The sequence below is a fragment of the Pseudomonas sp. Sample_20 genome, assembly GCF_004307585.1.
Taxonomy (GTDB): Bacteria; Pseudomonadota; Gammaproteobacteria; order Pseudomonadales; family Pseudomonadaceae; genus Aquipseudomonas; species Aquipseudomonas atacamensis.
In genome coordinates this window covers 81,404-104,773 of the sequence record NZ_RCOA01000089.1, presented here as the reverse complement: position 1 = coordinate 104,773, position 23,370 = coordinate 81,404, and the positions used below count along the sequence as shown (strand labels likewise).

The following is a 23,370-nucleotide window of genomic DNA, read 5'->3' as shown; positions in this document are numbered from 1 at the left end:
CTCCGGAGCCGCCCCGGCCGGCAGGCAGGATACCGAGCATCTGGCAGACAAACACCGTCACGATGAACAACATCACCAGAAACATGAACAGCGCCGGGTGCCGCGAGATGAAATCATCCGCCGGGTCGCCGCTGGATTCGTACACGGTGGACGGCTCATCGAGCGGATTGCCACCGAGCACCACCAACATCGCCGCAACGCCATCGCTGATGCCTTTGCTGAAGTTGCCGGCCTTGAACGCCGGCGTGATGACCTGATGAATGATCACCGACGACTGCGCATCGGTCAGGCGATCCTCCAGGCCATAGCCGACTTCGATGCGCAGTTTGCGCTCGTCACGGGCGACGATCAGCAATGCGCCGTTGTTCTTGTCCTTCTGGCCGATGCCCCAGTGCCGACCGAGCTGAACGCCGAAATCCTCGATGGTGGTGCCCTGCAGATCCGGCAGCGTGACCACCACCAATTGCTCGCCGGTGGCCTGCTCGTGCGCCTGCAATTGCTGGCTCAGTTGCGCGCGAATCGATGGCTCGAGCATTTGCGCCTGATCGACCACGCGCCCGCTCAGCGGCGGAAACGTCAATTCGGCCCGGGCGCTGACGGCGAACAGCCAGAGCATCAGCACCAGGCCCAGTTTCAACACACGCATGGGCAACCTCGAATCAGAATTTCACTTCCGGGGCCTTCTCCGCGCCGGGCGTGGTGGCTTCGAAGGTTTCGCGCATTGGCAGATCGCTGTACATCACGCTGTGCCACAGGCGACCGGGGAAGGTGCGGATCTCGGTGTTGTATTTCTGCACCGCCAGGATGAAATCGCGACGCGCCACGGCAATGCGGTTTTCCGTGCCTTCGAGTTGCGATTGCAGGGCGAGGAAGTTCTGGTTGGCCTTCAGATCCGGGTAGCGCTCGGAGACCACCATCAAGCGGCTCAATGCGCCGGTCAATTGATCCTGCGCCTGCTGGAACTGCTTGAGTTTCTCGGGGTTGTCGAGGGTGCTGGCATCGACCTGAATCGAGGTGGCCTTGGCCCGCGCTTCAATCACGGCGGTCAGGGTTTCCTGCTCATGGGCGGCATAGCCCTTCACGGTTTCCACCAGATTGGGGATCAGGTCGGCACGGCGCTGGTACTGGTTCTGCACCTGGCCCCAGGCGGCTTTGGCCTGTTCGTCGAGCGTCGGGATATTGTTGATGCCGCACGCGGTCAACAGCGTGGCGAACACCAGCAACGTGGCGATCTGTAACCGTGAACGGGAGGTTGAGCTGATATTCATTGCAGTGATGCTCCATGACACATTTGATTTAAAAACCGAGCGCTGGGCATTCCCGGCCAGCGGTTGGGGCATAATCGGCGCCGCCACTGGCATGCGACGGGTTAATCGGCTAAAAAGTGCCCTTCGCGTTCACGTTGCCGCTGTCGGCTGCGGTTTTCCGGCTCAGGATTTTGCGCCGGCACCCGAACAACAATAGTCGCTCCCTACATTTTGGCTGGCCGGTGTTGCATCACCGTTTGGGCTCTAGAGAAAAAATTCATGAAGAAGCTGTGTTTGCTGGGTCTGTTCGTCAGCCTGGCCAGTCATCAGGTACTGGCCGCCACGACCCCGGTACCTTTGGAAAACAAGGACGCTTTCATCAGCAACCTGATGAAACAAATGACCCTCGACGAGAAGATCGGCCAGTTGCGCCTGATCAGCATCGGCCCGGAAATGCCCCGCGAGCTGATCCGCAAGGAAATCGCTGGCGGCAACATCGGCGGCACGTTCAACTCGATCACCCGCGCGGAAAACCGTCCGATGCAGGACGCTGCCATGCGCAGTCGCCTGAAGATTCCGATGTTTTTCGCGTACGACGTGATCCACGGTCACCGTACGATTTTCCCGATTCCGCTGGCCCTCGCGTCGAGCTGGGACATGGACGCCATTGGCCAGTCCGGCCGCGTTGCGGCGAAAGAAGCCGCTGCCGACAGCCTCGACATCACCTTCGCGCCGATGGTGGATATCTCCCGCGATCCACGCTGGGGCCGCAGTTCCGAAGGTTTCGGCGAAGACACCTACCTGACCTCGCGCATCGCCAAAGTCATGGTCAAGGCCTATCAGGGCGAGACCCCGAGCGCCGCCGACAGCATCATGGCCAGCGTCAAGCATTTCGCCCTGTACGGCGCGGTCGAGGGCGGTCGCGACTACAACACCGTCGACATGAGCCCGGTGAAGATGTACCAGGATTACCTGCCGCCGTACCGCGCCGCGATCGATGCCGGCGCTGGCGGTGTAATGGTGGCGTTGAACTCGATCAACGGCATTCCGGCCACGGCCAACACTTGGCTGATGAACGATCTGCTGCGCAAGGACTGGGGCTTCAAAGGCCTGGCGGTCAGCGATCACGGCGCGATTTTCGAACTGATCAAGCACGGTGTCGCTCGCGACGGTCGCGAAGCGGCGAAGCTGGCAATCAAGGCCGGCATCGACATGAGCATGAACGACACCCTCTACGGCAAAGAACTGCCGGGGCTGCTCAAGTCCGGCGAGATCGAACAGAAAGACATCGATAACGCCGTGCGCGAAGTGCTCGCGGCCAAGTACGACATGGGCCTGTTCAAGGACCCGTACCTGCGCATCGGCAAGGCCGAGGATGACCCGGCCGATACCTACGCCGAGAGTCGCCTGCACCGCGCCGAGGCCCGCGAAGTCGCGCGTCGCAGTCTGGTGCTGCTGAAAAATCAGAACGAAACCCTGCCGCTGAAGAAAGACGCGAAAATCGCGCTGGTCGGTCCATTGGCGAAAGCGCCGATCGACATGATGGGCAGCTGGGCCGCCGCCGGGCGCCCGGCACAATCGGTCACTTTGTTCGATGGCATGAGTTCGGTGATCGGCAACAAGGCCAACCTGATCTACGCCCGTGGCGCCAACATCACGGGCGACAAGAAGGTCCTCGACTACCTGAACTTCCTCAACTTCGATGCTCCGGAAGTGGTCGATGACCCGCGCCCGGCCAGCGTGCTGATCGACGAAGCGGTGAAAGCGGCGAAGGATGCTGACGTGATCGTCGCCGCTGTCGGCGAGTCCCGTGGCATGTCCCACGAATCCTCGAGTCGCACTGACCTGAACATCCCGGAAACCCAGCGCGAATTGATCCGTGCGCTGAAAGCCACTGGCAAACCGCTGGTGCTGGTGTTGATGAACGGCCGTCCGCTGACGATTCTCGAAGAGAACCAGTCGGCCGATGCGATCCTGGAAACCTGGTTCAGCGGCACCGAAGGCGGCAACGCCATCGCCGACGTGCTGTTCGGCGACTACAACCCGTCGGGCAAACTGCCGGTGACCTTCCCGCGTTCCGTGGGCCAGATCCCGACCTACTACAACCACCTGAGCATCGGCCGGCCGTTCACGCCGGGCAAACCAGGCAACTACACCTCGCAGTATTTCGATGACACCACCGGCCCGCTGTTTCCGTTCGGTTATGGCCTGAGCTACACCACCTTCGCCCTGAGCGATATGGCGCTGTCATCGACCACCCTCAACGCCAGCGGCAAGCTCGACGCCAGCGTCATGGTCAAGAACACCGGCAAGCGTGACGGCGAAACCGTGGTGCAGTTGTACCTCCAGGACGTCACCGGTTCGATGATCCGCCCGGTGAAAGAACTGAAGAACTTCCAGAAGATCATGCTCAAGGCCGGCGAACAGAAAGTCGTGCACTTCACCATCACCGAGGAAGACCTGAAGTTCTACAACGCCCAGCTCAAATACGCGGCCGAGCCTGGCAAGTTCAACGTGCAGATCGGCCTGGATTCGCAGGCGGTGACGCAGCAGAGTTTTGAATTGCTGTAACAGCAAGCACACCGCCCCCCTGCACTGATCGTTCCCACGCTCTGCGTGGGAATGCAGCCCGTGACGCTCCGCGTCACTGGACGCGGAGCGTCCCTGGAGGCATTCCCACGCGGAGCGTGGGAACGATCAATTGACACACCGCTTTTGAGAGCAGGCTCGCTTCCACATTGGATTCAAGGTGTATTCAAAATCGTGGTTATCCGCGACGGTCGAGAATATTCACCACCAACCGATCCACCCAGCCCCACACCCGCTGCTTGACCCGCCGCCACAACGGTCGGCGCTGCCATTCCTCCAGACTCACCAGCTGACTCAAGCCGAAGTCCTTCACAAAGCTCGCCTCCACCGCTGCCGTCAACGCCGGGTCCAGCGCCTCCAGGTTCGCCTCCAGATTGAAACGCAGATTCCAGTGATCGAAGTTGCACGAACCGATGCTTACCCATTCGTCCACCAGAACCATTTTCAGGTGCAGGAAGCACGGCTGGTATTCGAAGATCTGCACCCCGGCCTTGAGCAGGCGCGGGTAGTAGCGGTGCCCGGCGTAGCGCACTGACGGGTGATCGGTGCGCGGCCCGGTCAGCAGCAAGCGCACATCGACGCCGCGCGCGGCAGCCTTGCGCAGGGAGCGGCGGATTTTCCAGGTCGGCAGGAAGTACGGCGTGGCCATCCAGATGCGTTTTTGCCCGCTGTTCAACGCACGGAACAACGACTGCAAAATGTCGCGATGTTGGCGGGCGTCGGCATACGCCACACGGCCCATGCCTTCGCCCTTGTCCGGTACGCGCGGCAAACGCGGCAGACCAAAATGCGCGGCCGGGCGCCAGGCGCGGCGGTAGCGGTTGGCGATCCACTGCCGATCAAACAGCAATTGCCAATCGATCACCAACGGGCCGCTGATCTCGACCATCACTTCGTGCCACTCGCTGACATCATGGCCCGGCGTCCAGAATTCATCGGTCACGCCGGTGCCGCCGACCACGGCCAGGCATTGGTCGACCAGCAGCAATTTGCGGTGGTCACGATAGAAGTTGCCGACCCAGCGCCGCCAGCTCAGGCGATTGTAGAAACGCAGCTCGACCCCGGCCTGAGTCAGGCGCTGGCGCAGGTGCAGCGTGAACGCGAGGCTGCCGTAATCATCGAACAGGCAACGCACGCGCACGCCGCGCTCGGCCGCCGCGACCAGCGCCTGGACGATGGCTTCGGCGCAGGCGCCGGCCTCGACCAGGTACAGCTCCAGTTCGATTTGCTCTTTTGCCCCGGCAATGTGCTCGAGCATCCGGGGAAAGAACTGCGGGCCGTCGATCAACAGTTCGAAACGGTTGCCGTCACGCCAGGGGAACACCGCACCGCGCATGTCAGCGCGCCGTGAAAATCAGCACCGCACCCACCGGCACCGACAGACTGATCGCCGACAGATCGGCGAGTTTGCGCAGGTTTTCCAGGCCCGGCGCCAGATCGAAATCCTCGGCGTTGATCACCAGCGGCTCCAGTGTCACCACCTGAAAACGCCGATCATCCAGACGCGTGGCGAGCAACTCGGCCGGGTATTCGTGCTGCTTGCCGTGCAGGCTGACGGTCAGCGGCAGGCGCAATTCCAACTGCGCGCCGGGGGCCAGATCGTTAATCGGGCGCAGATCGATCTGGGTGGTGATGGTCGCTGCCGGAAATTGCTCGATCTGGAACAGCTCCTTGCGCATGCGCTCATCGCGCAGCGGGATGCCGCTGTTGATCGATTCGAGCTCGACTTCGACCTCGGCACGACCGTTGGGGTCGACCTTGCCGTGCAGCACCAGAAAACGCTGCACTTCCGACACGCTGGCATTTTTGGTGCTGACGAACGACAGCCGCGACGACTCGCCGTCCAGGTACCAATTGGCCTGGGCCGGCAGCGCAGCGGCGGTCAACAGCAGACTGGCGAAGGTTGTATAGAGGGAGCGGTTGAACATTGAACACTCGTGGGGGCGATAAACCTGCACGAACCTTAACCGCCCGCCAAGTTATTGCAAGCCCTGTGGGAGCGAGCCTGCTCGCGAATGCAATGCTCCCCGCACAGCATGTATTGCGGCTTGCGACGATTTCGCGAGCAGGCTCGCTCCCACAGGGGAGACCAGATAATTCAGGGATTCAGGCGACAGCCCTGGCGTTCGCTCAGCCACTGCGCGCTGTGGCTGCGGCCCAAGCCGCTGACGGTGATGGTTTTGCTCGAAGCGTCATCGGTAAAACCGCTGGTTGGCAGCCATTGCTTCACATAGCCACGGCAATACCCAGCATCGTTGTTCATCACATAACGACACGAGCAATATTCCTTGGCGGTGTAGGCGCTGATGATGTCCGGGAAAGCCCAGAGGTTTTCCCGTTCATACCAACCCCAACCGAGCAGCACGACCAACAGCAACAATAGAAACCGCCTCATGGCCGCACCGCCTGCAACACGCGTTTGAGCAATTCGTTGTGCTTATAGCTGCCATCACGATCATCGCCGTAACGCACGATCACCAGTTTCTCGCTGGGCATCACGTACAGCGCCTGGCCCCAGTGGCCGAGGGCGGCGAAGGTGTCGGGTGGCGCGTCGGGCCATGGTGATGGTGCGCCATCGACAGGGCGATTGAGCCACCAATGTCCGCCGGGCACGGCTTCGTCCTGCTGCGCCTTATAAACGGCAAAGGGCTTGAGATTGAATGCCACCCAATCCTCGGGCAGCAACTGCCGATCATTCCAGCGCCCGCCGCGCGCCATCAACAGACCGACCCGCGCCAGATCACGCGCGGTGAGATAGGCATAGGACGAGGCGACAAAGGTACCGCTGGCATCGCTTTCCCACACGGCGTGGCGAATGCCCAACGGCTCGAACAACGCTGTCCACGGGTAATCGGCGTAACGCTCTGGGCCGACCATGGTTTTCAGGGCGGCGGCGAGCAGATTGCTGTCACCGCTGGAGTAACGGAAAGCCTGACCCGCTGCGGCGTAACTGTCGTGTGCGGCGGTGAACGCGGCCATGTCGCGATGGCCTCGCGTGTAGAGCATTGCCACCACCGAGGACTTCAGCGGGGCGTATTCGTAGTCCTCCTGCCAATCCAGACCGGAGGCCCAGTTCAGCAGATGGCCGAGGGTGATCGCCGGGTGTTTGTCCAGCGCCGGGTAGAACTTCAGCGCTGGATCATCGAGTTTGAACCGGCCTTCGCCGTAGGCCACACCGAGAACGGTTGCCAGCAGACTTTTGCTGATTGACCAGGTCAGATGTGGGGTCTGTGCAGTGGTCGGAGCGGCGTAGCGTTCGTAGATGATCTGGCCGTCGTGGATGATCAGCAAGGCGTCGGTGCGGATGCCTTCGCGGGTGGCGTCGTTGCGGGGCGCGAAGGCGTAGCTTTCCAGTGCTTCGACAGCCGGGCCGGTGATCTGCGGGGCGATGGGCCATTGCTCGCCGGGCCATTGTTCGGCGCGGACGGTGAGGCTGATCAGCAGCAGGAACAGCGACAGGCCTTTGAACATGGTGGGCGCTCTGGGAATGAACCTGTCGAGACTAGTCGGGGTTTATGACAAATTTTAGATGTTGGTCGTCCATGAAATTGCCATCGCTGGCAAGCCAGCTCCCACAGGGGTCCCAAGTGAACACACATTTCATGAACACCTTTGAAACCTGTGGGAGCGGGCTTGCCCGCGATGAGGCCAGTCAGGCCAACGCAAGAGCCTTGGCCAAGCGCTTGGCCCGGGCCCCTGCAGCCAATTGCATCACGCCTTGATCACGCTGCCACATCGCCGCCCACGCAGGATCACCCTGCACCAACGCCTGATCTACCTCGGTCTTGAGTGATTCAAACTGCGCAAACAATCCGCCCAGCACTACATGCCCCGCCGGATTGTTCTGCGCTTGCCGGCTGGCCTCGGCGCACCCGGCCAGCAGCGCCAGCAAACGCAGTTGCAGGGCCTGCGGCCAGTCGCTGTCCTGGCCGACGCCGTACAGCCACGCGGTCATGGCGCTGAGCACGTAGACATCTTCAAGACTGCGAAACGGTTTGACGTAGGCGTCCCAGCCATCGCCGGCGAGCAGTTCGCACAGGGCGCCGTCCAGATGCAGGCGACCGTGGCTGATGTCCGGCATCAACGGCAACGCCGGCAGTTTTTCCACCTTCACGCCGGGCTCGCCGGGATAGACCACCGCCAGACTCAGGCGCGGTGTTTCGCCAGGCTCTTCACTGCGTGCCGCCACCAACAGCCAGTCGGCGGCGTCGCCTGCGGTGACGAAATCCTTGCGTCCGCTCAGGCGCAAATCTTTCAGCCGCGTTTGCATATCGGCCGGACGCAGGCTGCGTTGTTCGGTCGCGCACAAGGCGCCGAGGCTCAGCGGCGCGCTCGGCCACAACATGCGCAGCGCCGCCTGATAACCCACCAGAAACGCCAGCCCCGGCGTGGCCATCCGCCGCCCGCCGGCCACCGCCAATTCGAACGGCGTGACGTTGCCCAGCGCCTGCAACAACGTTGCAAAGCCCTCGGCCAGATCAGCAACGGCGGGCAAGCGTTCACGGCGGTACAACAGATCTGTCCAGGGCATGGGCGCCTCCTTGTGGGCTGTCATATAAGCATCACCGAACGTTCATGGCGATGACACCGGGGCTACATAGCCTGACTTTGCACAACACGGCTGCATAAAGAAAGTCGATCGGCTGCAACCCACGACGGGTTAAAGGCCCGTACGGAGATTCACATGACGCAAATCGCCCGCATCAGCGACACCGGCAATGAACGCCGCCTGCAAGCCGAACGCCTGATCGGCGCCGAAGCCTTGCAGCAAGCCCAGGCCCTGCGCTTCGCAGTCTTCAGTGGCGAGTTCAACGCCAAACTGAAAGGTGCCGAACTGGGTCTGGACATGGATGATTATGATGTTCACTGCAGCCACATCGGCGTGCGTGATCTGAATACCGGGCGCCTGGTCGCCACCACGCGTCTGCTCGATCACACTGCCGCCAGCAGCCTCGGCAAGTTCTACAGCGAAGAAGAATTCAGCCTGCACGGCCTCGCCCATCTGCAAGGCCCGATCCTGGAAATCGGCCGCACCTGCGTCGATCCGGCGTACCGCAACGGCGGCACCATCGCCGTGCTCTGGGGCGAATTGGCCGAAGTGCTCAATCAGGGCGGCTACAGCTACCTGATGGGTTGCGCGAGCATCCCGATGCAGGACGGCGGCATTCAGGCCCACGCGATCATGCAGCGTCTGCGCGAACGTTATCTGTGCACCGAACACCTGCGCGCCGAGCCGAAAAATCCGCTGCCGACGCTGGATATCCCGTCCAACGTCATCGCCGAAATGCCACCGCTGCTCAAGGCCTACATGCGCCTCGGGGCGAAGATCTGCGGCGAGCCGTGCTGGGACGAAGACTTCCAGGTCGCCGACGTGTTCATCCTGCTCAAGCGCGACGAACTTTGCCCGCGCTACGCCAAGCACTTCAAGGCGGCCGTGTAATGAGCCGGTTGCGGGTGTACGCGCGAATCGCGCGAGTGCTGCTGGTGGTGACGCTGGGCCTGACCATGGCCAGCGTCTTCGGCGTGTTCGAACGCATTGGTCTGGCCCACTCGATGGAGCGGCGCCAGCGCTGGTCGCGCTTCTTCATGGCGCGGCTGAGCAATGCCCTGCCGTTTCGCGTGAGCGTCCATGGCGAGCTGCCAAAACAGCCGATGCTGTGGGTCAGCAATCACGTGTCGTGGACCGACATTCCGCTGCTGGGCATGCTCACGCCGCTGTCGTTTCTGTCCAAAGCCGAAGTGCGCACCTGGCCGGTGGCCGGCTGGCTCGCAGCCAAGGCCGGCAGCCTGTTCATCCGCCGTGGATCGGGCGACAGCCAGTTGATCCGCAAGCAAATGACCCGCCATCTGCAAACCGAACATGCGCTGCTGATGTTCCCCGAAGGCACCACCACCGATGGCCGTTCGCTGCGCACCTTTCATGGTCGCCTGCTGTCGGCGGCGATCGATTCCGAGGTGATGCTGCAACCGGTGGCGATCCGTTATCTGCGTGACGGCGAAATCGACACGCTCGCACCGTTCATTGGTGACGATGACCTGCTCTCGCACCTGATGCGCCTGTTCAGCCATGACTGCGGCGATGTCGAGGTGCATCTGCTCAAGCCAATAGAGTGTCAGGGCCGCGAGCGTGCGGCGCTGGCGTTCGAAGCGCAGCAGGCGGTGCAGAAGGTGCTGTTTGGTGAGGTGGCGAAACCTGCCGAACCGCGTCGCGCAGGCGATTTGATAGCCGCCTGAAAATACAAATCCCCTGTGGGAGCGAGCCTGCTCGCGAAGGCGTCGTGCCATTCAGCATCTATATTGGCTGAGACACCGCATTCGCGAGCAGGCTCGCTCCCACATTCAGATCTTCAGTGGATCAGAGTTTTGTGCGAAATCCTGCAGTTGCGGATAAAACAGGCTGAAGTCTTCACTCAGCGGCTCATACAATCGCCGCAACTCCACCATGGCCCCGGCCAATTCCTCCGGCCTGGTCAGCCGTCGCGAGATCCCGCGCAGCACCTGTTCCAGCACCTCAAACTCGCGATACGAGCCCAGCCAGTCGTTGGCGACCATGTGCGGGGCGATCTTTGCCAGCCGCTCCGGCAGTTGCCGTTCGCGGGACAGCACCTGATAGACGTCTGCGGTGAACTGCTCCAGCGGTCGGTCGGCATACAGCGTCCAGTCCCGCGCCAGGCAATGATCGAAAAACACATCAAGGACGATCCCCGCATAGCGCCGCCGCGTCTCGGTAAAGCGCCCCAAAGCAATATCGACCAGTGGATGGCGATCGGTGAAGACGTCGATGCGCCGATGCAGCGCAATCGCCGCCTCCACTTCCGGGTCGAACTGGCCTTGCAGACGACCTTTGACGAAGTCGCCATACAGGCTGCCGAGTAATTGACCGGGGCGCTGGCCGCCGAGATGCAAATGCGCGAGATAGTTCATGGGCGCAGCTTAGCACTGGGTTCGGACATTCAGCACCCTCGTATCGTTATAACCCGATATAGCGATTTATGCGTTCGTCAGACCGAATTCATATTGGTATATCGCGATCCAACGATTTAAAGTTCGCTCCATCGCGATATATCGCTACTGCCACCACGAGCCCAAGCCATGAACCTCGACCTCGACGAAATAATAAAAGCCCTGGCGCACCCAGTACGGCGAGACATCCTCAACTGGCTGAAAGACCCGAAAGGCGAATTCCCCGAGCAGTTGCACAACCATGAATACGGTATTTGCGCCGGGCAGATAGATCAGCGTTGCGGCCTGTCGCAATCGACCGTTTCCGCGCATCTGGCGACGTTGCAACGGGCCGGGCTGATCAGCAGCCAGAAGGCCGGGCAGTGGCATTTTTTCAAACGTAACGAGGACGTCATCCAGGCGTTTCTCAGCACCCTCAGTAAAGAGCTCTGACCCTTAACGTCAGCCAGCCGACAAGGAAACCTGCATGCCCCTTTCGCTTCTGATCCTCGCCCTGAGCGCCTTCGCCATCGGCACCACCGAGTTCGTCATCATGGGCCTGCTGCCCGACGTGGCGGCGGACCTCGGCGTGTCGATTCCCGGCGCCGGCTGGCTGGTCACCGGTTACGCCCTGGGCGTGGCCATCGGTGCGCCGTTCATGGCGCTGGCCACCGCGAAGCTGCCGCGCAAGGCCGCGCTGGTGGCGTTGATGGGCATCTTTATTGTCGGCAACCTGCTCTGCGCCATCGCCAGCGACTACAACGTGCTGATGTTTGCCCGGGTCGTCACCGCTTTGTGCCACGGTGCATTCTTCGGCATCGGCTCGGTGGTGGCGGCCAATCTGGTCGCGCCCAACAAACGTGCCTCCGCGGTCGCCCTGATGTTCACCGGTCTGACCCTGGCCAACGTGCTCGGCGTACCGCTGGGTACCGCATTGGGTCAGGAAGCCGGCTGGCGTTCGACCTTCTGGGCGGTGACCGTCATCGGTGTGATCGCGCTGATCGGCCTGATCCGCTTTCTGCCGGCCAAGCGTGACGAAGAGAAACTCGACATGCGCGCCGAACTCGCTGCCCTCAAGGGTGCCGGTATCTGGCTGTCGCTGAGCATGACCGCGCTGTTCGCCGCCTCGGTCTTCACCCTGTTCACCTACGTTGCCCCACTGCTTGGGGAAGTCACCGGTGTGTCGCCGCGTGGCGTGACCTGGACGCTGATGCTCATCGGCCTCGGTCTGACGGTCGGCAACATCATCGGCGGCAAACTCGCCGATAAAGGCATGGCCGCCACGCTGATCGGCGTGTTCATCGCCATGGCCGTGGTTTCCACGGTGCTGAGCTGGACCAGCGTCGCGCTGATCCCGACTGAAATCACCCTGTTCCTCTGGGCCACCGCGTGTTTCGCCGCTGTGCCGGCGCTGCAAGTCAACGTGGTGACCTTCGGCAAGGCTGCGCCGAACCTGGTTTCGACCCTGAACATCGGCGCCTTCAACGTCGGCAACGCGCTTGGCGCCTGGGTCGGCGGCAGCGTCATCGCCCACGGCTACGGCCTGACCAGCGTGCCACTGGCTGCCGCCGCACTGGCAGTGCTCGCCCTGCTGGTGACCCTGATTACTTTCCGTCAGAACGGCAATGCCGAGCTGGCGCCTGCTTCCAACTGATCAACTTCCTTATTAAAAGAGGCTTTTAGACATGGCGACTATTTTCGACCCGATCAAACTCGGCGACATCGAGCTGAACAACCGCATCATCATGGCCCCGCTGACCCGCTGCCGCGCCGACGAAGGTCGTGTGCCGAACGCGCTGATGGCCGAATACTACGTACAACGCGCCTCGGCCGGCCTGATCCTCAGCGAAGCCACGTCGGTAACGCCAATGGGCGTCGGCTACCCGGACACCCCGGGCATCTGGTCCAACGATCAAGTGCGTGGCTGGGCCAACGTGACCAAGGCGATTCACGGCGCCGGCGGCAAGATCTTCCTGCAACTGTGGCACGTTGGCCGCATTTCTCACCCTTCGTACCTGAACGGTGAAGCACCGGTCGCGCCAAGCGCCATCCAGCCAAAGGGCCACGTCAGCCTGGTCCGCCCACTGGCCGACTACCCAACCCCGCGCGCTCTGGAAACCGCTGAAATCGCCGACATCGTCGACGCCTACCGCACTGGTGCCGAGAACGCCAAGGCCGCCGGTTTCGACGGCGTGGAAATCCACGGCGCCAACGGCTACCTGCTCGACCAGTTCCTGCAAAGCAGCACCAACCAGCGCACCGACCAGTACGGCGGCTCGCTGGAAAACCGTGCGCGCCTGCTGCTGGAAGTGACCGACGCCGCGATCGAAGTCTGGGGCGCTGGTCGCGTTGGTGTGCACCTGGCACCGCGTGCCGATTCCCATGACATGGGCGATGACAACCTTGCCGAGACCTTCACCTACGTCGCCCGTGAACTGGGCAAGCGTGGCATCGCGTTCATCTGCTCGCGCGAAAAAGAAGGCGCCGACAGCCTCGGCCCGCAACTGAAAGAAGCGTTCGGTGGCCCGTACATCGCCAACGAGAAGTTCACCAAGGAAAGCGCCAACGAGTGGCTGGCCAGCGGCAAGGCAGACGCCGTAGCGTTCGGCGTGCCGTTCATTGCCAACCCGGACCTGCCGGCCCGTTTGCAGGCCGATGCGCCGTTGAACGAGCCGCATCCGGAGACTTTCTACGGCAAGGGTCCGGTCGGTTATATCGACTATCCGACCTTGTAATCACGCTGTAGCGCAGAAATGAGAAAGCCCCGGACTTGTGAGAGTCCGGGGCTTTTCGTTGTTCGGCTTCAGACTTGTTGCGTGGCACCCGACGTAGCCCCTCACCCCAGCCCTCTCCCGAGGGAGAGGGAGCCGATTGGTGTGTTTTTCAAACTTTGAGTTCGGCGGGATATTTCAGGTCGGCCCAGCTTGGCCAAACAACCCGGTCGGTCCCCTCTCCCTGTGGGAGAGGGCTAGGGTGAGGGGAAAGCGGCGAAACACGGTTTCACAAGAGCGACACAATTTCCCTACAAAATCCACGACTCGCTACGTTTAAACTCCCCGCCGCGATCATCAGCCATGGCGGCTGATTGACATCCTGCCGGGCAATTGCGCATTTTGTTTCATTTGCGCAGGCTTGGGCTCAGGCGCAGCATGTCCAGCCCGGTGTCGACCCAGCGTTCAGCCTCGGCATGCAGTTCGAAGCTGTCCGGGGCCAGCAGCCAGCCGTACAGCAGGCCGTCGATGTAGGCATGAATGCTGATCGCCGCGCGGGCGGTGTCGAGATCTTCCGGCAACTGGCCGCGATTCACCGCATTACGCAAGGTCAGGCCGATGCGCAGATTGCAATCGAGACTGGCCGTCCGGCGCTGCTGGCGCAGATCGCACATTTCATCGGTGAACTCGCACTTATGAAACAGAATTTCGTTGATGCGCCGGGTTTTCGGGTCCAGTGCAACTTGATGAAACAAATGAATCAGCAACTGCCGCATGCAGCCCAGCGGGTCCGGTTCGTCCTCGCTTTCGCTGGCCTTGGCCAGTTCATCCAGCGGTTCGTGCAGGCTGTCGAGCATGGCCTGGACCAGATCGGCTTTGTTGCTGAAATGCCAGTAGATGGCGCCACGCGTCACGCCGGCGAGGGTCGCGATGTCCGCCAGGGTGGTGCGGGCAACCCCCCTTTCATAGAAGGCTTTCTCGGCCGCTTCCAGAATCTGGCTGCGGGTTTCCTGAGCTTCCTCTTTGGTACGACGGACCATGGCAGTAAAACCTCAAACAGGATGTTTCAGGGATGGCTGAATATCCGCTGAATAAAGAGGGGGCGATCTCTCGTGAATCGACTCCCCGGCCTACAATTTCAAACCTTGCGACGACTTTTGTATCAGGGTGGGTACGCGGCGCAGGTGTTTACAAACAACCATGAACGTAAGTATATTACTTAGCAAGCTACTTATCCACCCGGTGCCCGATTTTTACTCTTTCACACTTCTTGTGCGCTTCTTGCGCGCCTGACCCGAGGATCTTCATGCAATTCAAGCCAGCTGTTACCGCTCTGGTCACTGCCGTCGCCCTGGCATCGCTGCTCAGCGGATGTAAAAAGGAAGAAGCGGCCCCAGCCGCTCCGCCTCCTCAGGTCGGCGTCGTCACCCTGCAACCACAAGCCTTTACCCTGACCTCGGAACTTCCGGGCCGCACCAGTGCGTTCCGCATCGCGGAAGTTCGCCCGCAGGTCAACGGCATCATTCTCAAGCGCCTGTTCAAGGAAGGTGCCGACGTCAAAGCCGGCCAGCAGCTGTATCAGATCGATCCGTCGGTCTATGAAGCGACGCTGAAAAGCGCCGAAGCCGAGCTGCGTTCGACCAAGTCGATTTCCGACCGCTACAAGCAACTGGTCGACGAACAAGCCGTGAGCCGTCAGGAATACGACACCGCACTGGCCAACCGCCTGCAATCGGAAGCATCGTTGCAGAGCGCGCAGATCAACGTGCGCTACACCAAGGTCTACGCGCCGATTTCCGGCCGGATCGGCCGCTCTTCGGTGACCGAAGGCGCACTGGTCAGCAATGGCCAGGCCGATGCAATGGCAGTGATTCAGCAGCTCGACCCGATCTACGTCGACGTGACCCAATCGTCGGTGGAACTGCTGGAACTGCGCCGCGAGCTGGAAAGCGGCCGTTTGCAGAAGGCTGGCGACAACGCCGCTGCGGTCAAGCTGACCCTGGAAGACGGCAGCCAGTACAAGCTCGACGGCAAGCTGGAATTCTCCGAAGTCTCGGTTGACCAGACCACCGGCTCGGTGACCCTGCGCGCAGTGTTCCCGAACCCCGATCACACCCTGCTGCCAGGCATGTTCGTCCACGCCCAGTTGCAGGCCGGCGTCAACAGCGCAGCGATCCTCGCGCCACAGCAAGGCGTGACCCGCGACCTCAAAGGCACCCCGACCGCACTGGTCGTCGGCGCCGACAACAAGGTCGAACTGCGTCAGCTCAAGGCCAGCCGCACCGTCGGCAGCCAGTGGCTGATCGAAGACGGCCTGAAAGCCGGCGATCGTCTGATCACCGAAGGGCTGCAGTACGTCAAACCGGGCGTCGAGGTCAAAGCGACCGAAGCGACTAACGTCGGCACCAAGAACCCGGCCCCCGCACAGGCAGCTGACAAAGCCGCCGGCGGCAAAGGGGAGTAACCCATGTCAAAATTCTTCATCGACCGTCCGATTTTCGCCTGGGTAATCGCCCTGGTGATCATGCTGGTCGGGGCACTTTCGATCCTGAAATTGCCGATCAACCAATACCCGAGCATTGCGCCACCGGCCATTGCGATCCAGGTGACCTACCCGGGCGCGTCCGCACAAACCGTGCAGGACACCGTGGTGCAGGTCATCGAGCAACAGCTCAACGGTATCGACAACCTGCGTTATGTGTCTTCGGAAAGTAACTCCGACGGCAGCATGACCATCACCGCGACCTTCGAGCAAGGCACCAACTCCGACACCGCGCAGGTCCAGGTCCAGAACAAGCTGAACCTGGCCACCCCGCTGCTGCCGCAAGAAGTGCAGCAGCAGGGTATCCGCGTGACCAAGGCAGTGAAGAACTTCCTGCTGGTGATCGGCGTGGTGTCGCGTGACGGCAGCATGACCAAGGACGACCTGTCCAACTACATCGTGTCGAACATGCAGGACCCGATCTCGCGGACCGCCGGTGTCGGTGACTTCCAGGTCTTCGGTGCGCAGTACGCGATGCGCATCTGGCTCGACCCGGCCAAGTTGAACAACTTCAACCTGACCCCGGTCGACGTGAAGAACGCCATTGCTGCGCAGAACGTCCAGGTGTCGTCCGGTCAGCTCGGTGGCTTGCCTGCCGTGCAGGGCCAGCAACTGAACGCGACGATCATCGGCAAGACCCGTCTGCAGACTGCTGAGCAGTTCAAGGAAATCCTGCTCAAGGTCAACAAGGACGGTTCGCAGGTTCGCCTCAAAGACGTGGCTGAAGTCGGCCTCGGCGGCGAGAACTACGCGATCAGTGCCCAGTTCAACGGCAGCCCGGCGTCCGGTCTGGCGGTGAAACTGGCCAACGGCGCCAACGCCCTCGATACCGCCAAAGCGCTGCGCAACACCATCGACAGCCTCAAGCCGTTCTTCCCGCAAGGCATGGAAGTGGTGTTCCCGTACGACACCACCCCGGTGGTGACCGAGTCGATCAAAGGCGTGGTGCACACCCTGGTCGAAGCGATCGCGCTGGTGTTCCTGGTGATGTTCCTGTTCCTGCAGAACTTCCGCGCCACCGTCATCACCACGATGACCGTGCCAGTGGTACTGCTCGGTACATTCGGCATCCTCGCCGCCGCCGGTTTCAGCATCAACACCCTGACCATGTTCGGCATGGTGCTGGCCATCGGTCTGCTGGTGGACGACGCCATCGTCGTGGTGGAAAACGTCGAGCGGGTGATGAGCGAAGAAGGCTTGTCACCGAAGGAAGCGACGAAGAAGTCCATGGGCCAGATCCAGGGCGCACTGGTCGGTATCGCCCTCGTGCTCTCGGCGGTACTGCTGCCGATGGCGTTCTTCAGTGGTTCCACGGGTGTGATCTACAAGCAGTTCTCGATCACCATCGTGTCGGCCATGGCCCTGTCGGTACTGGTTGCCCTGATCTTCACCCCGGCGCTTTGCGCAACCATGCTCAAGCCGATTCCGAAAGGCGAGCACGGCACCCCGAAGAAAGGTTTCTTCGGCTGGTTCAACCGCAATTTCGACCGTGGCGTACGCAGCTACGAGCGCGGCGTCGGCAACATGCTGACCCGCAAGGCGCCGTATCTGCTGGCGTATCTGCTGATCGTGGTGGGCATGATCTGGCTGTTCACCCGCATCCCGACCGCGTTCCTCCCGGAAGAAGACCAGGGCGTTCTGTTCGCTCAGGTGCAGACCCCGGCCGGTTCCAGTGCCCAGCGTACGCAAGTGGTCGTGGACGAAATGCGTGAGTACCTGCTGCGTCCGAACAAGGACGGCGGTGAGGCGGACGCGGTGGCTTCGGTGTTCACCGTGACCGGCTTCAACTTCGCCGGCCGTGGGCAGAGCTCGGGTATGGCGTTCATCATGCTCAAGCCGTGGGGCGAACGTAACGCCGACAACAGCGTGTTCAACCTCGCTGCGCGTGCCCAGCAACACTTCTTCAGCTTCCGCGACGCGATGGTGTTTGCCTTCGCCCCGCCAGCGGTTCTGGAATTGGGTAACGCCACAGGTTTCGACGTGTTCCTGCAGGACCGCGCCGGTATCGGTCACGAAAAACTGATGGAAGCGCGCAACCAGTTCCTCGGCATGGCGGCGCAAAGCAAGGTGCTGACCCAGGTGCGTCCGAACGGCCTGAACGATGAGCCGCAGTTCCAGCTGGAAATCGACGACGAGAAGGCCAGTGCCCTCGGCATCACCATCAGCGACATCAACAACACCCTGTCGATCGCGCTGGGCAGTAGCTACGTCAACGACTTCATCGACCGTGGTCGGGTGAAGAAAGTCTACGTGCAGGGCCAACCGGACTCGCGCATGAGCCCCGAAGACCTGAAGAAGTGGTACGTGCGTAACGCCGAAGGCACCATGGTTCCGTTCTCGGCGTTCGCCAAGGGCGAGTGGGTCTACGGTTCGCCGAAGCTGGCGCGCTACAACGGTGTGGAAGCGGTCGAGGTCCTCGGGGCTCCGGCGCCGGGCTACTCCACCGGTGAAGCGATGGCTGAAGTCGAAGCGATTGCCAAGAAGCTGCCGTCCGGTGTCGGTATCTCCTGGACCGGTCTGTCCTACGAGGAACGTCTGTCCGGCTCGCAAGCGCCAGCGCTGTACGCCCTGTCGCTGCTGATGGTGTTCCTGTGTCTGGCGGCGCTGTATGAAAGCTGGTCGATTCCGATCGCGGTCATGCTCGTGGTACCGCTGGGGATCATCGGTGCACTGATGGCTACCAGCCTGCGCGGTCTGTCCAACGACGTGTACTTCCAGGTGGGCTTGTTGACGACCATCGGTCTGGCGGCTAAAAACGCCATTCTGATCGTCGAATTCGCCAAGGAACTGCATGAACAGGGACGCAGCCTGCGTGAAGCGGCAATCGAAGCCTGCCGGATGCGTCTGCGCCCGATCATCATGACCTCGCTGGCCTTCGTCCTCGGTGTGGTACCGCTGGCGATCTCCACCGGCGCCGGTTCAGGCAGTCAGCACGCGATCGGTACCGGCGTGATTGGCGGTATGCTCACGGCCACGATCCTGGCGATCTTCTGGGTCCCACTGTTCTTCGTTACTGTGTCGTCCATCGGTCAGCGCAAAAAGACCGACGCGGATGAGACTACTGAAACTCCTAAAGAGGCTGGCCAATGAGCAAGTCGCTACTCTCCATCGCAGTCGCCGCCTTCGTGCTGAGCGGTTGCTCGCTGATACCTGACTATCAGCAGCCTGAGGCTCCGGTCGCAGGCCAGTACCCGCAGGGGCCGGCGTACTCGCCGGCCCAGGCTCCGGCGCAAGCCGCTGCCGAACAAGGCTGGAAGCAGTTTTTCCATGACCCGGCCCTGCAACAGCTGATCCAGGTCGCCCTGGAAAACAACCGTGACCTGCGTGTCGCGGCGCTGAACATCGACGCTTACGCGGCGCAGTACCGCATCCAGCGCGCCGACCTGTTCCCGGCGGTGTCGGCCAATGCCGCCGGCAGCCGCCAGCGTCTGCCGGCCCGTGCCTCGCAGACCGGCGAGTCGATGATCAGCAGTTCGTATTCCGCCACCGTCGGCGTCAGCGCCTACGAACTCGACCTGTTCGGTCGGGTGCGCAGCCTGAGCGAACAAGCGTTGCAACAGTACTTCGCTACTGAAGAAGCACGCCGCAGTACGCAGATCAGTCTGGTCGCCAACGTCGCCAATGCCTACCTGACCTGGCAGGCGGACAAGGAACTGCTCAAGCTGACGCAGGACACCCTCGGTGCCTTCGAAGAAAGCTACAAGCTGACCAGCCGCAGCAACGAAGTCGGTGTGGCTTCGGCGCTGGATCTGGCGCAGTCGCGCACTTCCGTGGAAAACGCCCGGGCACAACTGGCGCGCTATACCCGCCAGGTCGCACAGGACGAAAACAGCCTGACCCTGCTGCTCGGCACCGGTATTCCGGCCAACCTGCAAACGGCCAAACCGCTGTCCGATGATCTGCTCAGCGACGTGCCGGCCGGTCTGCCTTCGGACCTGCTGCAACGTCGTCCGGACATCCTCCAGGCCGAGTACAACCTGAAGGCGGCCAACGCCAACATCGGTGCGGCCCGTGCAGCGTTCTTCCCGAGCATCAGCCTGACCGCCAACGCGGGCAGCCTGAGCCCGGATCTGTCCGGTCTGTTCAAGGGTGGCTCGGGGACGTGGCTGTTCCAGCCGCAGATCAACCTGCCGATCTTCAACGCCGGCAGCCTGCGCGCCAGCCTCGACTACGCCAAGATCCAGAAGGACATTGGCGTGGCGAACTACGAGAAGTCGATTCAAACGGCCTTCCAGGAAGTCGCCGACGGCCTCGCCGCCCGCCAGACCTACACCGAGCAGCTGCAAGCGCAGCGTGACTTCGTTCAGGCCAACCAGGATTACTACCGCCTGGCCGAACGTCGCTACCGCATCGGCGTCGACAGCAACCTGACCTTCCTCGATGCCCAGCGTCAGTTGTTCAGCGCGCAACAAGCGCTGATCACCGACCGCCTCGCGCAGCTGACCAGTGCGGTCAACCTGTACAAGGCCCTGGGCGGTGGCTGGAATGCGCAGACCGCGCAGAACGAAGCGCTGAAAGAAGAAGCGCCGAAGATGAAGCTGTTCTGATCATCATCGGCTGAATACAAGGAGCCCACCGATTGGTGGGCTTTTTGTTGCCTGAGAATCAAAAGATCGCAGCCTTCGGCAGCTCCTACATTTGAAATGCGTTGCCCTGTAGGAGCTGCCGAAGGCTGCGATCTTTTGATCTTCAATGCTGTTCGATAATCGCCCAAAACCCGCTTTTCCCAATTGAATCCCAACATCCGCCCCCCGCACCATTCGCTCCACAAAACCAATAACAACAGGTTCGACACCATGCTCCCGCGCCCTGCCCCGTCCGGCTGATTGCCATCGTTTCACCCCTGAATACTTTCCAAGTCTGCACCCCGAAAACCGGCCGCAGCGCACCCGTTCGCCCTAAAAAAACAAGAGAGACCCAAGTCCATGACAGTTTTCCCTGTGCCCTACACATTGCCCGCTGTGATCGCCCTGGCCATCGCCGGTCTGGCCCTGCCAGCCAGCGCCGAAGAAGGCGGCTTCGTTGAAGGCGCCAAGGTCAACCTCAACCTGCGCAACTTCTATATCAACCGCAACTTCACCAACCCGACCAAGGCCCAAGGCAAGGCTGAAGAGTGGACGCAGAGTTTCATCCTCGACGCCAAATCCGGCTTTACCCAAGGCACGGTCGGTTTCGGCATGGACGTACTCGGGCTGTATTCGATCAAGCTCGATGGCGGTAAAGGCACGGGCGGCACGCAGTTGTTGCCGCTGGACCATGACGGCCGCCCGGCGGACAACTTCGGTCGCACCAACGTCGCTTTCAAAGCCAAACTGTCCCAGACCGAGGTGAAGGTCGGCGAGTGGATGCCGGTATTGCCGATTCTGCGTTCGGACGACGGTCGCTCGCTGCCGCAAACCTTCCGTGGCGGCCAGATCACCTCCAAGGAAATCGCCGGCCTGACCCTCTATGGCGGCCAGTTCCGCGCCAACAGCCCGCGCGACGACAGCAGCATGAGCGACATGTCGATGACCGGCAAAGCCGCGTTCACCTCTGATCGTTTCAACTTCCAGGGCGGCGAATACCTGTTCAACGACAAGCGCACACAGATCGGCCTGTGGAACGCGCAACTCAAGGACATCTACAGCCAGCAGTACCTCAATGTGCTGCACAGTCAGCCGCTCGGCGACTGGACGCTGGGCGCCAACCTCGGCTTTTTCTACGGCAAGGAAGATGGCAGCGCGCGTGCCGGCGACCTGGACAACAAGACCTGGTACGGCATGTTTTCGGCCAAGTACGGCGGCAACACGTTCTACCTCGGCCTGCAGAAACTGACCGGCGACAGCGCCTGGATGCGCGTCAACGGCACCAGCGGCGGCACCTTGGCCAACGACAGCTACAACGCCAGTTATGACAACGCTCAGGAACGCTCCTGGCAGCTGCGCCACGACTACAACTTCGCCGCCATGGGCATCCCCGGCCTGACCCTGATGAACCGCTACATCAGCGGCGACAACGTGCACACCGGGACGATCACCGACGGCAAGGAATGGGGTCGCGAATCGGAACTCGGTTACACGGTGCAGAGCGGCACTTTGAAGGATTTGAACGTCAGATGGCGCAATTCGACCATGCGCCGCGACTTCAGCAACAACGAGTTCGATGAGAATCGTTTGATTGTCAGCTACCCGATCAGCCTGCTGTAACCAACCATGCTCCACTGTGGGAGTGAGCCTGCTCGCGAAAGCGCTGCTTCAGTCGACATCTCTGTCGAATGTGAAATGGCCTTCGCGAGCAGGCTCGCTCCCACATTTGATTCCCGTCACAGATGCATGCCATTGGTCAGGCCATGTAGCGCTTTTGCGGGCGACAGTTACAGTGAGCAAACCTGAAGGACTCAGCTGCTCCACCCCTTCACGCTTCCGTTTCGTAGTCGGTCTCCAGCTGTGCACCAGGTTGTCATCGGAAGACACCATTTGATCACCGGAGGATCACCTCATGATCACGCGCCGCACCACCGATTGGGACGCCAAGGCGTACCAACAGTTTTCCCGTCTCAGACAACGTCCGGTCAACGAATTGCTCGACCGTATCGAACTGCAAAACCCCCAACGCATTTACGATCTGGGCTGCGGCACCGGCATCGCTACGCAGTTGCTGGCCAAGCGTTGGCCGCGTGCGCGATTGCAGGGCATCGACAGCTCGGCGCAGATGCTCAACGAGGCCCGAAGCCTGCCGATCAAGGCCTTGTGGAAACAATCTGATCTGCTGGACTGGCAGCCTGAGCAACCGGCGGATCTGCTGTTCGCCGCCGCTGTGCTGCATTTTCTCGATGACCACGAAACCTTGCTGCCGCGCCTGCTCGGCTATTTGAATCCTGGCGGCTGCCTCGCAGCGCACATGCCGGATTGGCGCGATGCGTTGTGGTATCGGTTGATGCTGCAAACGTTGGAGGACGCCGGCCCCGGGGGCGCACCATTGGGCACGCCGGAACTGCGCCGGCGCATGGCCGCGCGGCCGCTACTGACGCTGGAGGACTACTACCGTCTGCTCGCGCCAATGACCGCGTCGCTGGACATTTGGGAGACCGAACAACTGCAAGTGGTCGACGGCAAATCGCCGGTGTATGACTGGGTCAAGGTCTCGGCGTTAAGGCCAGTGATGCAGGCGCTGGATTCAGCGCAGCAGGCGCGGTTTATCTATCACTACCTGATGCGGGTGCATGAGCATTATCCGCAAGAGGAGGATGGGCATACGTTGTTTGCGTTCAAGCGGATATTCATTGTCGCCAGGGTTTGAGTGCATGTGCTGATTAACACATCACGGCGTCTGCCGCTTTCGCGAGCAAGCTCGCTCCCAC

At 61.4% G+C, this 23,370-nt stretch carries 20 protein-coding genes; 11 read left to right on the top strand and 9 right to left on the bottom strand.

Annotated features, from left to right (window positions below):
• Both D8U70_RS19130 and D8U70_RS19125 read right to left on the bottom strand, forming a co-directional pair.
• The coding region (locus D8U70_RS19130) for a TPM domain-containing protein (RefSeq protein WP_130929514.1) at positions 1-646 on the bottom strand (646 nt) is incomplete at its 3' end.
• A gap of 13 nt (positions 647-659) precedes the next feature.
• Positions 660-1,268 carry a LemA family protein gene (locus D8U70_RS19125; protein WP_024011957.1) on the bottom strand — a complete coding sequence of 203 codons (609 nt, stop codon included), beginning with the start codon at positions 1,266-1,268 and terminating at the stop codon, positions 660-662.
• A 258-nt stretch (positions 1,269-1,526) separates the two neighbouring features.
• On the opposite strand from D8U70_RS19125, the gene bglX reads away from it, so the two are divergent.
• Entirely contained in the window at positions 1,527-3,818 is a 2,292-nt protein-coding gene (gene bglX, locus D8U70_RS19120; RefSeq protein WP_130929513.1) for a beta-glucosidase BglX, read from the top strand.
• Positions 3,819-4,014: 196 nt separating this feature from the next.
• Here bglX and D8U70_RS19115 read toward each other — a convergent pair whose 3' ends face one another.
• The 5 genes from D8U70_RS19115 to D8U70_RS19095 all read right to left on the bottom strand — a co-directional run bounded on the left by D8U70_RS19115 (position 4,015) and on the right by D8U70_RS19095 (position 8,367).
• Entirely contained in the window at positions 4,015-5,172 is a 1,158-nt protein-coding gene (locus D8U70_RS19115; protein ID WP_122505781.1) for a phosphatidylserine/phosphatidylglycerophosphate/cardiolipin synthase family protein, read from the bottom strand.
• Position 5,173: 1 nt separating this feature from the next.
• Positions 5,174-5,764, bottom strand: a complete 591-nt coding sequence (locus D8U70_RS19110; protein ID WP_039762684.1) for a YceI family protein — start codon at positions 5,762-5,764, stop codon at positions 5,174-5,176.
• A gap of 170 nt (positions 5,765-5,934) precedes the next feature.
• Entirely contained in the window at positions 5,935-6,231 is a 297-nt protein-coding gene (locus D8U70_RS19105; RefSeq protein WP_130929512.1) for an amidase, read from the bottom strand.
• On the bottom strand, positions 6,228-7,307 hold the full coding sequence (locus D8U70_RS19100) for a serine hydrolase (protein WP_130929511.1): 1,080 nt from the start codon (positions 7,305-7,307) through the stop codon (positions 6,228-6,230). The genes D8U70_RS19105 and D8U70_RS19100 overlap by 4 nt, the downstream gene beginning before the upstream one ends.
• Positions 7,308-7,488: 181 nt before the next feature.
• A complete protein-coding gene (locus D8U70_RS19095) occupies positions 7,489-8,367 on the bottom strand; it encodes an acyl-CoA dehydrogenase family protein (protein WP_130929510.1) in 879 nt (292 codons plus the stop codon).
• Between the two features lie 153 nt (positions 8,368-8,520).
• Between D8U70_RS19095 and olsB the strand changes: the two genes are divergently transcribed.
• Both olsB and D8U70_RS19085 read left to right on the top strand, forming a co-directional pair.
• Positions 8,521-9,276: an L-ornithine N(alpha)-acyltransferase gene (olsB, locus tag D8U70_RS19090; protein ID WP_016771324.1), complete on the top strand. Its 756-nt coding sequence runs from the start codon at positions 8,521-8,523 to the stop codon at positions 9,274-9,276.
• Positions 9,276-10,070 (top strand): lysophospholipid acyltransferase family protein, encoded by a 795-nt coding sequence (locus D8U70_RS19085; protein ID WP_016771325.1) that lies wholly within the window; start codon positions 9,276-9,278, stop codon positions 10,068-10,070. The genes olsB and D8U70_RS19085 overlap by 1 nt, the downstream gene beginning before the upstream one ends.
• Positions 10,071-10,175: 105 nt before the next feature.
• On the opposite strand, the gene D8U70_RS19075 is transcribed toward D8U70_RS19085, so the two are convergent.
• Positions 10,176-10,760 (bottom strand): ACP phosphodiesterase, encoded by a 585-nt coding sequence (locus tag D8U70_RS19075; RefSeq protein ID WP_130929509.1) that lies wholly within the window; start codon positions 10,758-10,760, stop codon positions 10,176-10,178.
• A 168-nt stretch (positions 10,761-10,928) separates the two neighbouring features.
• Between D8U70_RS19075 and D8U70_RS19070 the strand changes: the two genes are divergently transcribed.
• The 3 genes from D8U70_RS19070 to D8U70_RS19060 are packed head-to-tail and all read left to right on the top strand — an operon-like array spanning position 10,929 to position 13,513.
• Entirely contained in the window at positions 10,929-11,231 is a 303-nt protein-coding gene (locus D8U70_RS19070; protein WP_016771327.1) for a metalloregulator ArsR/SmtB family transcription factor, read from the top strand.
• Positions 11,232-11,265: 34 nt separating this feature from the next.
• A complete protein-coding gene (locus D8U70_RS19065; RefSeq protein ID WP_016771328.1) occupies positions 11,266-12,432 on the top strand; it encodes an MFS transporter in 1,167 nt (388 codons plus the stop codon).
• Positions 12,433-12,463: 31 nt separating this feature from the next.
• Positions 12,464-13,513, top strand: coding sequence for an alkene reductase (locus D8U70_RS19060; RefSeq protein WP_016771329.1), 1,050 nt, complete (start codon positions 12,464-12,466; stop codon positions 13,511-13,513).
• A gap of 383 nt (positions 13,514-13,896) precedes the next feature.
• Here the strand turns inward: D8U70_RS19060 and emhR are convergent, their stop codons facing one another.
• Positions 13,897-14,529, bottom strand: coding sequence for an efflux system transcriptional repressor EmhR (gene emhR, locus D8U70_RS19055; protein WP_016771330.1), 633 nt, complete (start codon positions 14,527-14,529; stop codon positions 13,897-13,899).
• A 266-nt stretch (positions 14,530-14,795) separates the two neighbouring features.
• Between emhR and emhA the strand changes: the two genes are divergently transcribed.
• From emhA to D8U70_RS19030, 5 genes are all read left to right on the top strand, one after another.
• A complete protein-coding gene (emhA, locus tag D8U70_RS19050; RefSeq protein ID WP_016771331.1) occupies positions 14,796-15,953 on the top strand; it encodes an efflux RND transporter periplasmic adaptor subunit EmhA in 1,158 nt (385 codons plus the stop codon).
• Positions 15,954-15,956: 3 nt separating this feature from the next.
• Positions 15,957-19,121, top strand: coding sequence for an efflux RND transporter permease subunit EmhB (emhB, locus tag D8U70_RS19045; protein ID WP_024011946.1), 3,165 nt, complete (start codon positions 15,957-15,959; stop codon positions 19,119-19,121).
• Complete coding sequence (emhC, locus tag D8U70_RS19040; RefSeq protein WP_016771333.1) at positions 19,118-20,578, top strand: efflux RND transporter outer membrane subunit EmhC; 1,461 nt, start codon at positions 19,118-19,120, stop codon at positions 20,576-20,578. Before emhB ends, emhC begins: the two co-directional genes overlap by 4 nt.
• 378 nt (positions 20,579-20,956) lie before the next feature.
• Positions 20,957-22,216: an OprD family porin gene (locus D8U70_RS19035; RefSeq protein WP_122602149.1), complete on the top strand. Its 1,260-nt coding sequence runs from the start codon at positions 20,957-20,959 to the stop codon at positions 22,214-22,216.
• Positions 22,217-22,508: 292 nt separating this feature from the next.
• Positions 22,509-23,309, top strand: coding sequence for a methyltransferase domain-containing protein (locus tag D8U70_RS19030; protein ID WP_130929508.1), 801 nt, complete (start codon positions 22,509-22,511; stop codon positions 23,307-23,309).
• The last annotated feature ends 61 nt before the right edge of the window (positions 23,310-23,370 follow it).

Coding starts and splice junctions, on each gene's coding strand:
- D8U70_RS19125 (WP_024011957.1), bottom strand. CDS start 1,268: ATGAATATCAGCTCAACCTCCCGTTCACGGTTACAGATCGCCACGTTG.
- bglX (WP_130929513.1), top strand. CDS start 1,527: ATGAAGAAGCTGTGTTTGCTGGGTCTGTTCGTCAGCCTGGCCAGTCAT.
- D8U70_RS19115 (WP_122505781.1), bottom strand. CDS start 5,172: ATGCGCGGTGCGGTGTTCCCCTGGCGTGACGGCAACCGTTTCGAACTG.
- D8U70_RS19110 (WP_039762684.1), bottom strand. CDS start 5,764: ATGTTCAACCGCTCCCTCTATACAACCTTCGCCAGTCTGCTGTTGACC.
- D8U70_RS19105 (WP_130929512.1), bottom strand. CDS start 6,231: ATGAGGCGGTTTCTATTGTTGCTGTTGGTCGTGCTGCTCGGTTGGGGT.
- D8U70_RS19100 (WP_130929511.1), bottom strand. CDS start 7,307: ATGTTCAAAGGCCTGTCGCTGTTCCTGCTGCTGATCAGCCTCACCGTC.
- D8U70_RS19095 (WP_130929510.1), bottom strand. CDS start 8,367: ATGCCCTGGACAGATCTGTTGTACCGCCGTGAACGCTTGCCCGCCGTT.
- olsB (WP_016771324.1), top strand. CDS start 8,521: ATGACGCAAATCGCCCGCATCAGCGACACCGGCAATGAACGCCGCCTG.
- D8U70_RS19085 (WP_016771325.1), top strand. CDS start 9,276: ATGAGCCGGTTGCGGGTGTACGCGCGAATCGCGCGAGTGCTGCTGGTG.
- D8U70_RS19075 (WP_130929509.1), bottom strand. CDS start 10,760: ATGAACTATCTCGCGCATTTGCATCTCGGCGGCCAGCGCCCCGGTCAA.
- D8U70_RS19070 (WP_016771327.1), top strand. CDS start 10,929: ATGAACCTCGACCTCGACGAAATAATAAAAGCCCTGGCGCACCCAGTA.
- D8U70_RS19065 (WP_016771328.1), top strand. CDS start 11,266: ATGCCCCTTTCGCTTCTGATCCTCGCCCTGAGCGCCTTCGCCATCGGC.
- D8U70_RS19060 (WP_016771329.1), top strand. CDS start 12,464: ATGGCGACTATTTTCGACCCGATCAAACTCGGCGACATCGAGCTGAAC.
- emhR (WP_016771330.1), bottom strand. CDS start 14,529: ATGGTCCGTCGTACCAAAGAGGAAGCTCAGGAAACCCGCAGCCAGATT.
- emhA (WP_016771331.1), top strand. CDS start 14,796: ATGCAATTCAAGCCAGCTGTTACCGCTCTGGTCACTGCCGTCGCCCTG.
- emhB (WP_024011946.1), top strand. CDS start 15,957: ATGTCAAAATTCTTCATCGACCGTCCGATTTTCGCCTGGGTAATCGCC.
- emhC (WP_016771333.1), top strand. CDS start 19,118: ATGAGCAAGTCGCTACTCTCCATCGCAGTCGCCGCCTTCGTGCTGAGC.
- D8U70_RS19035 (WP_122602149.1), top strand. CDS start 20,957: ATGACAGTTTTCCCTGTGCCCTACACATTGCCCGCTGTGATCGCCCTG.
- D8U70_RS19030 (WP_130929508.1), top strand. CDS start 22,509: ATGATCACGCGCCGCACCACCGATTGGGACGCCAAGGCGTACCAACAG.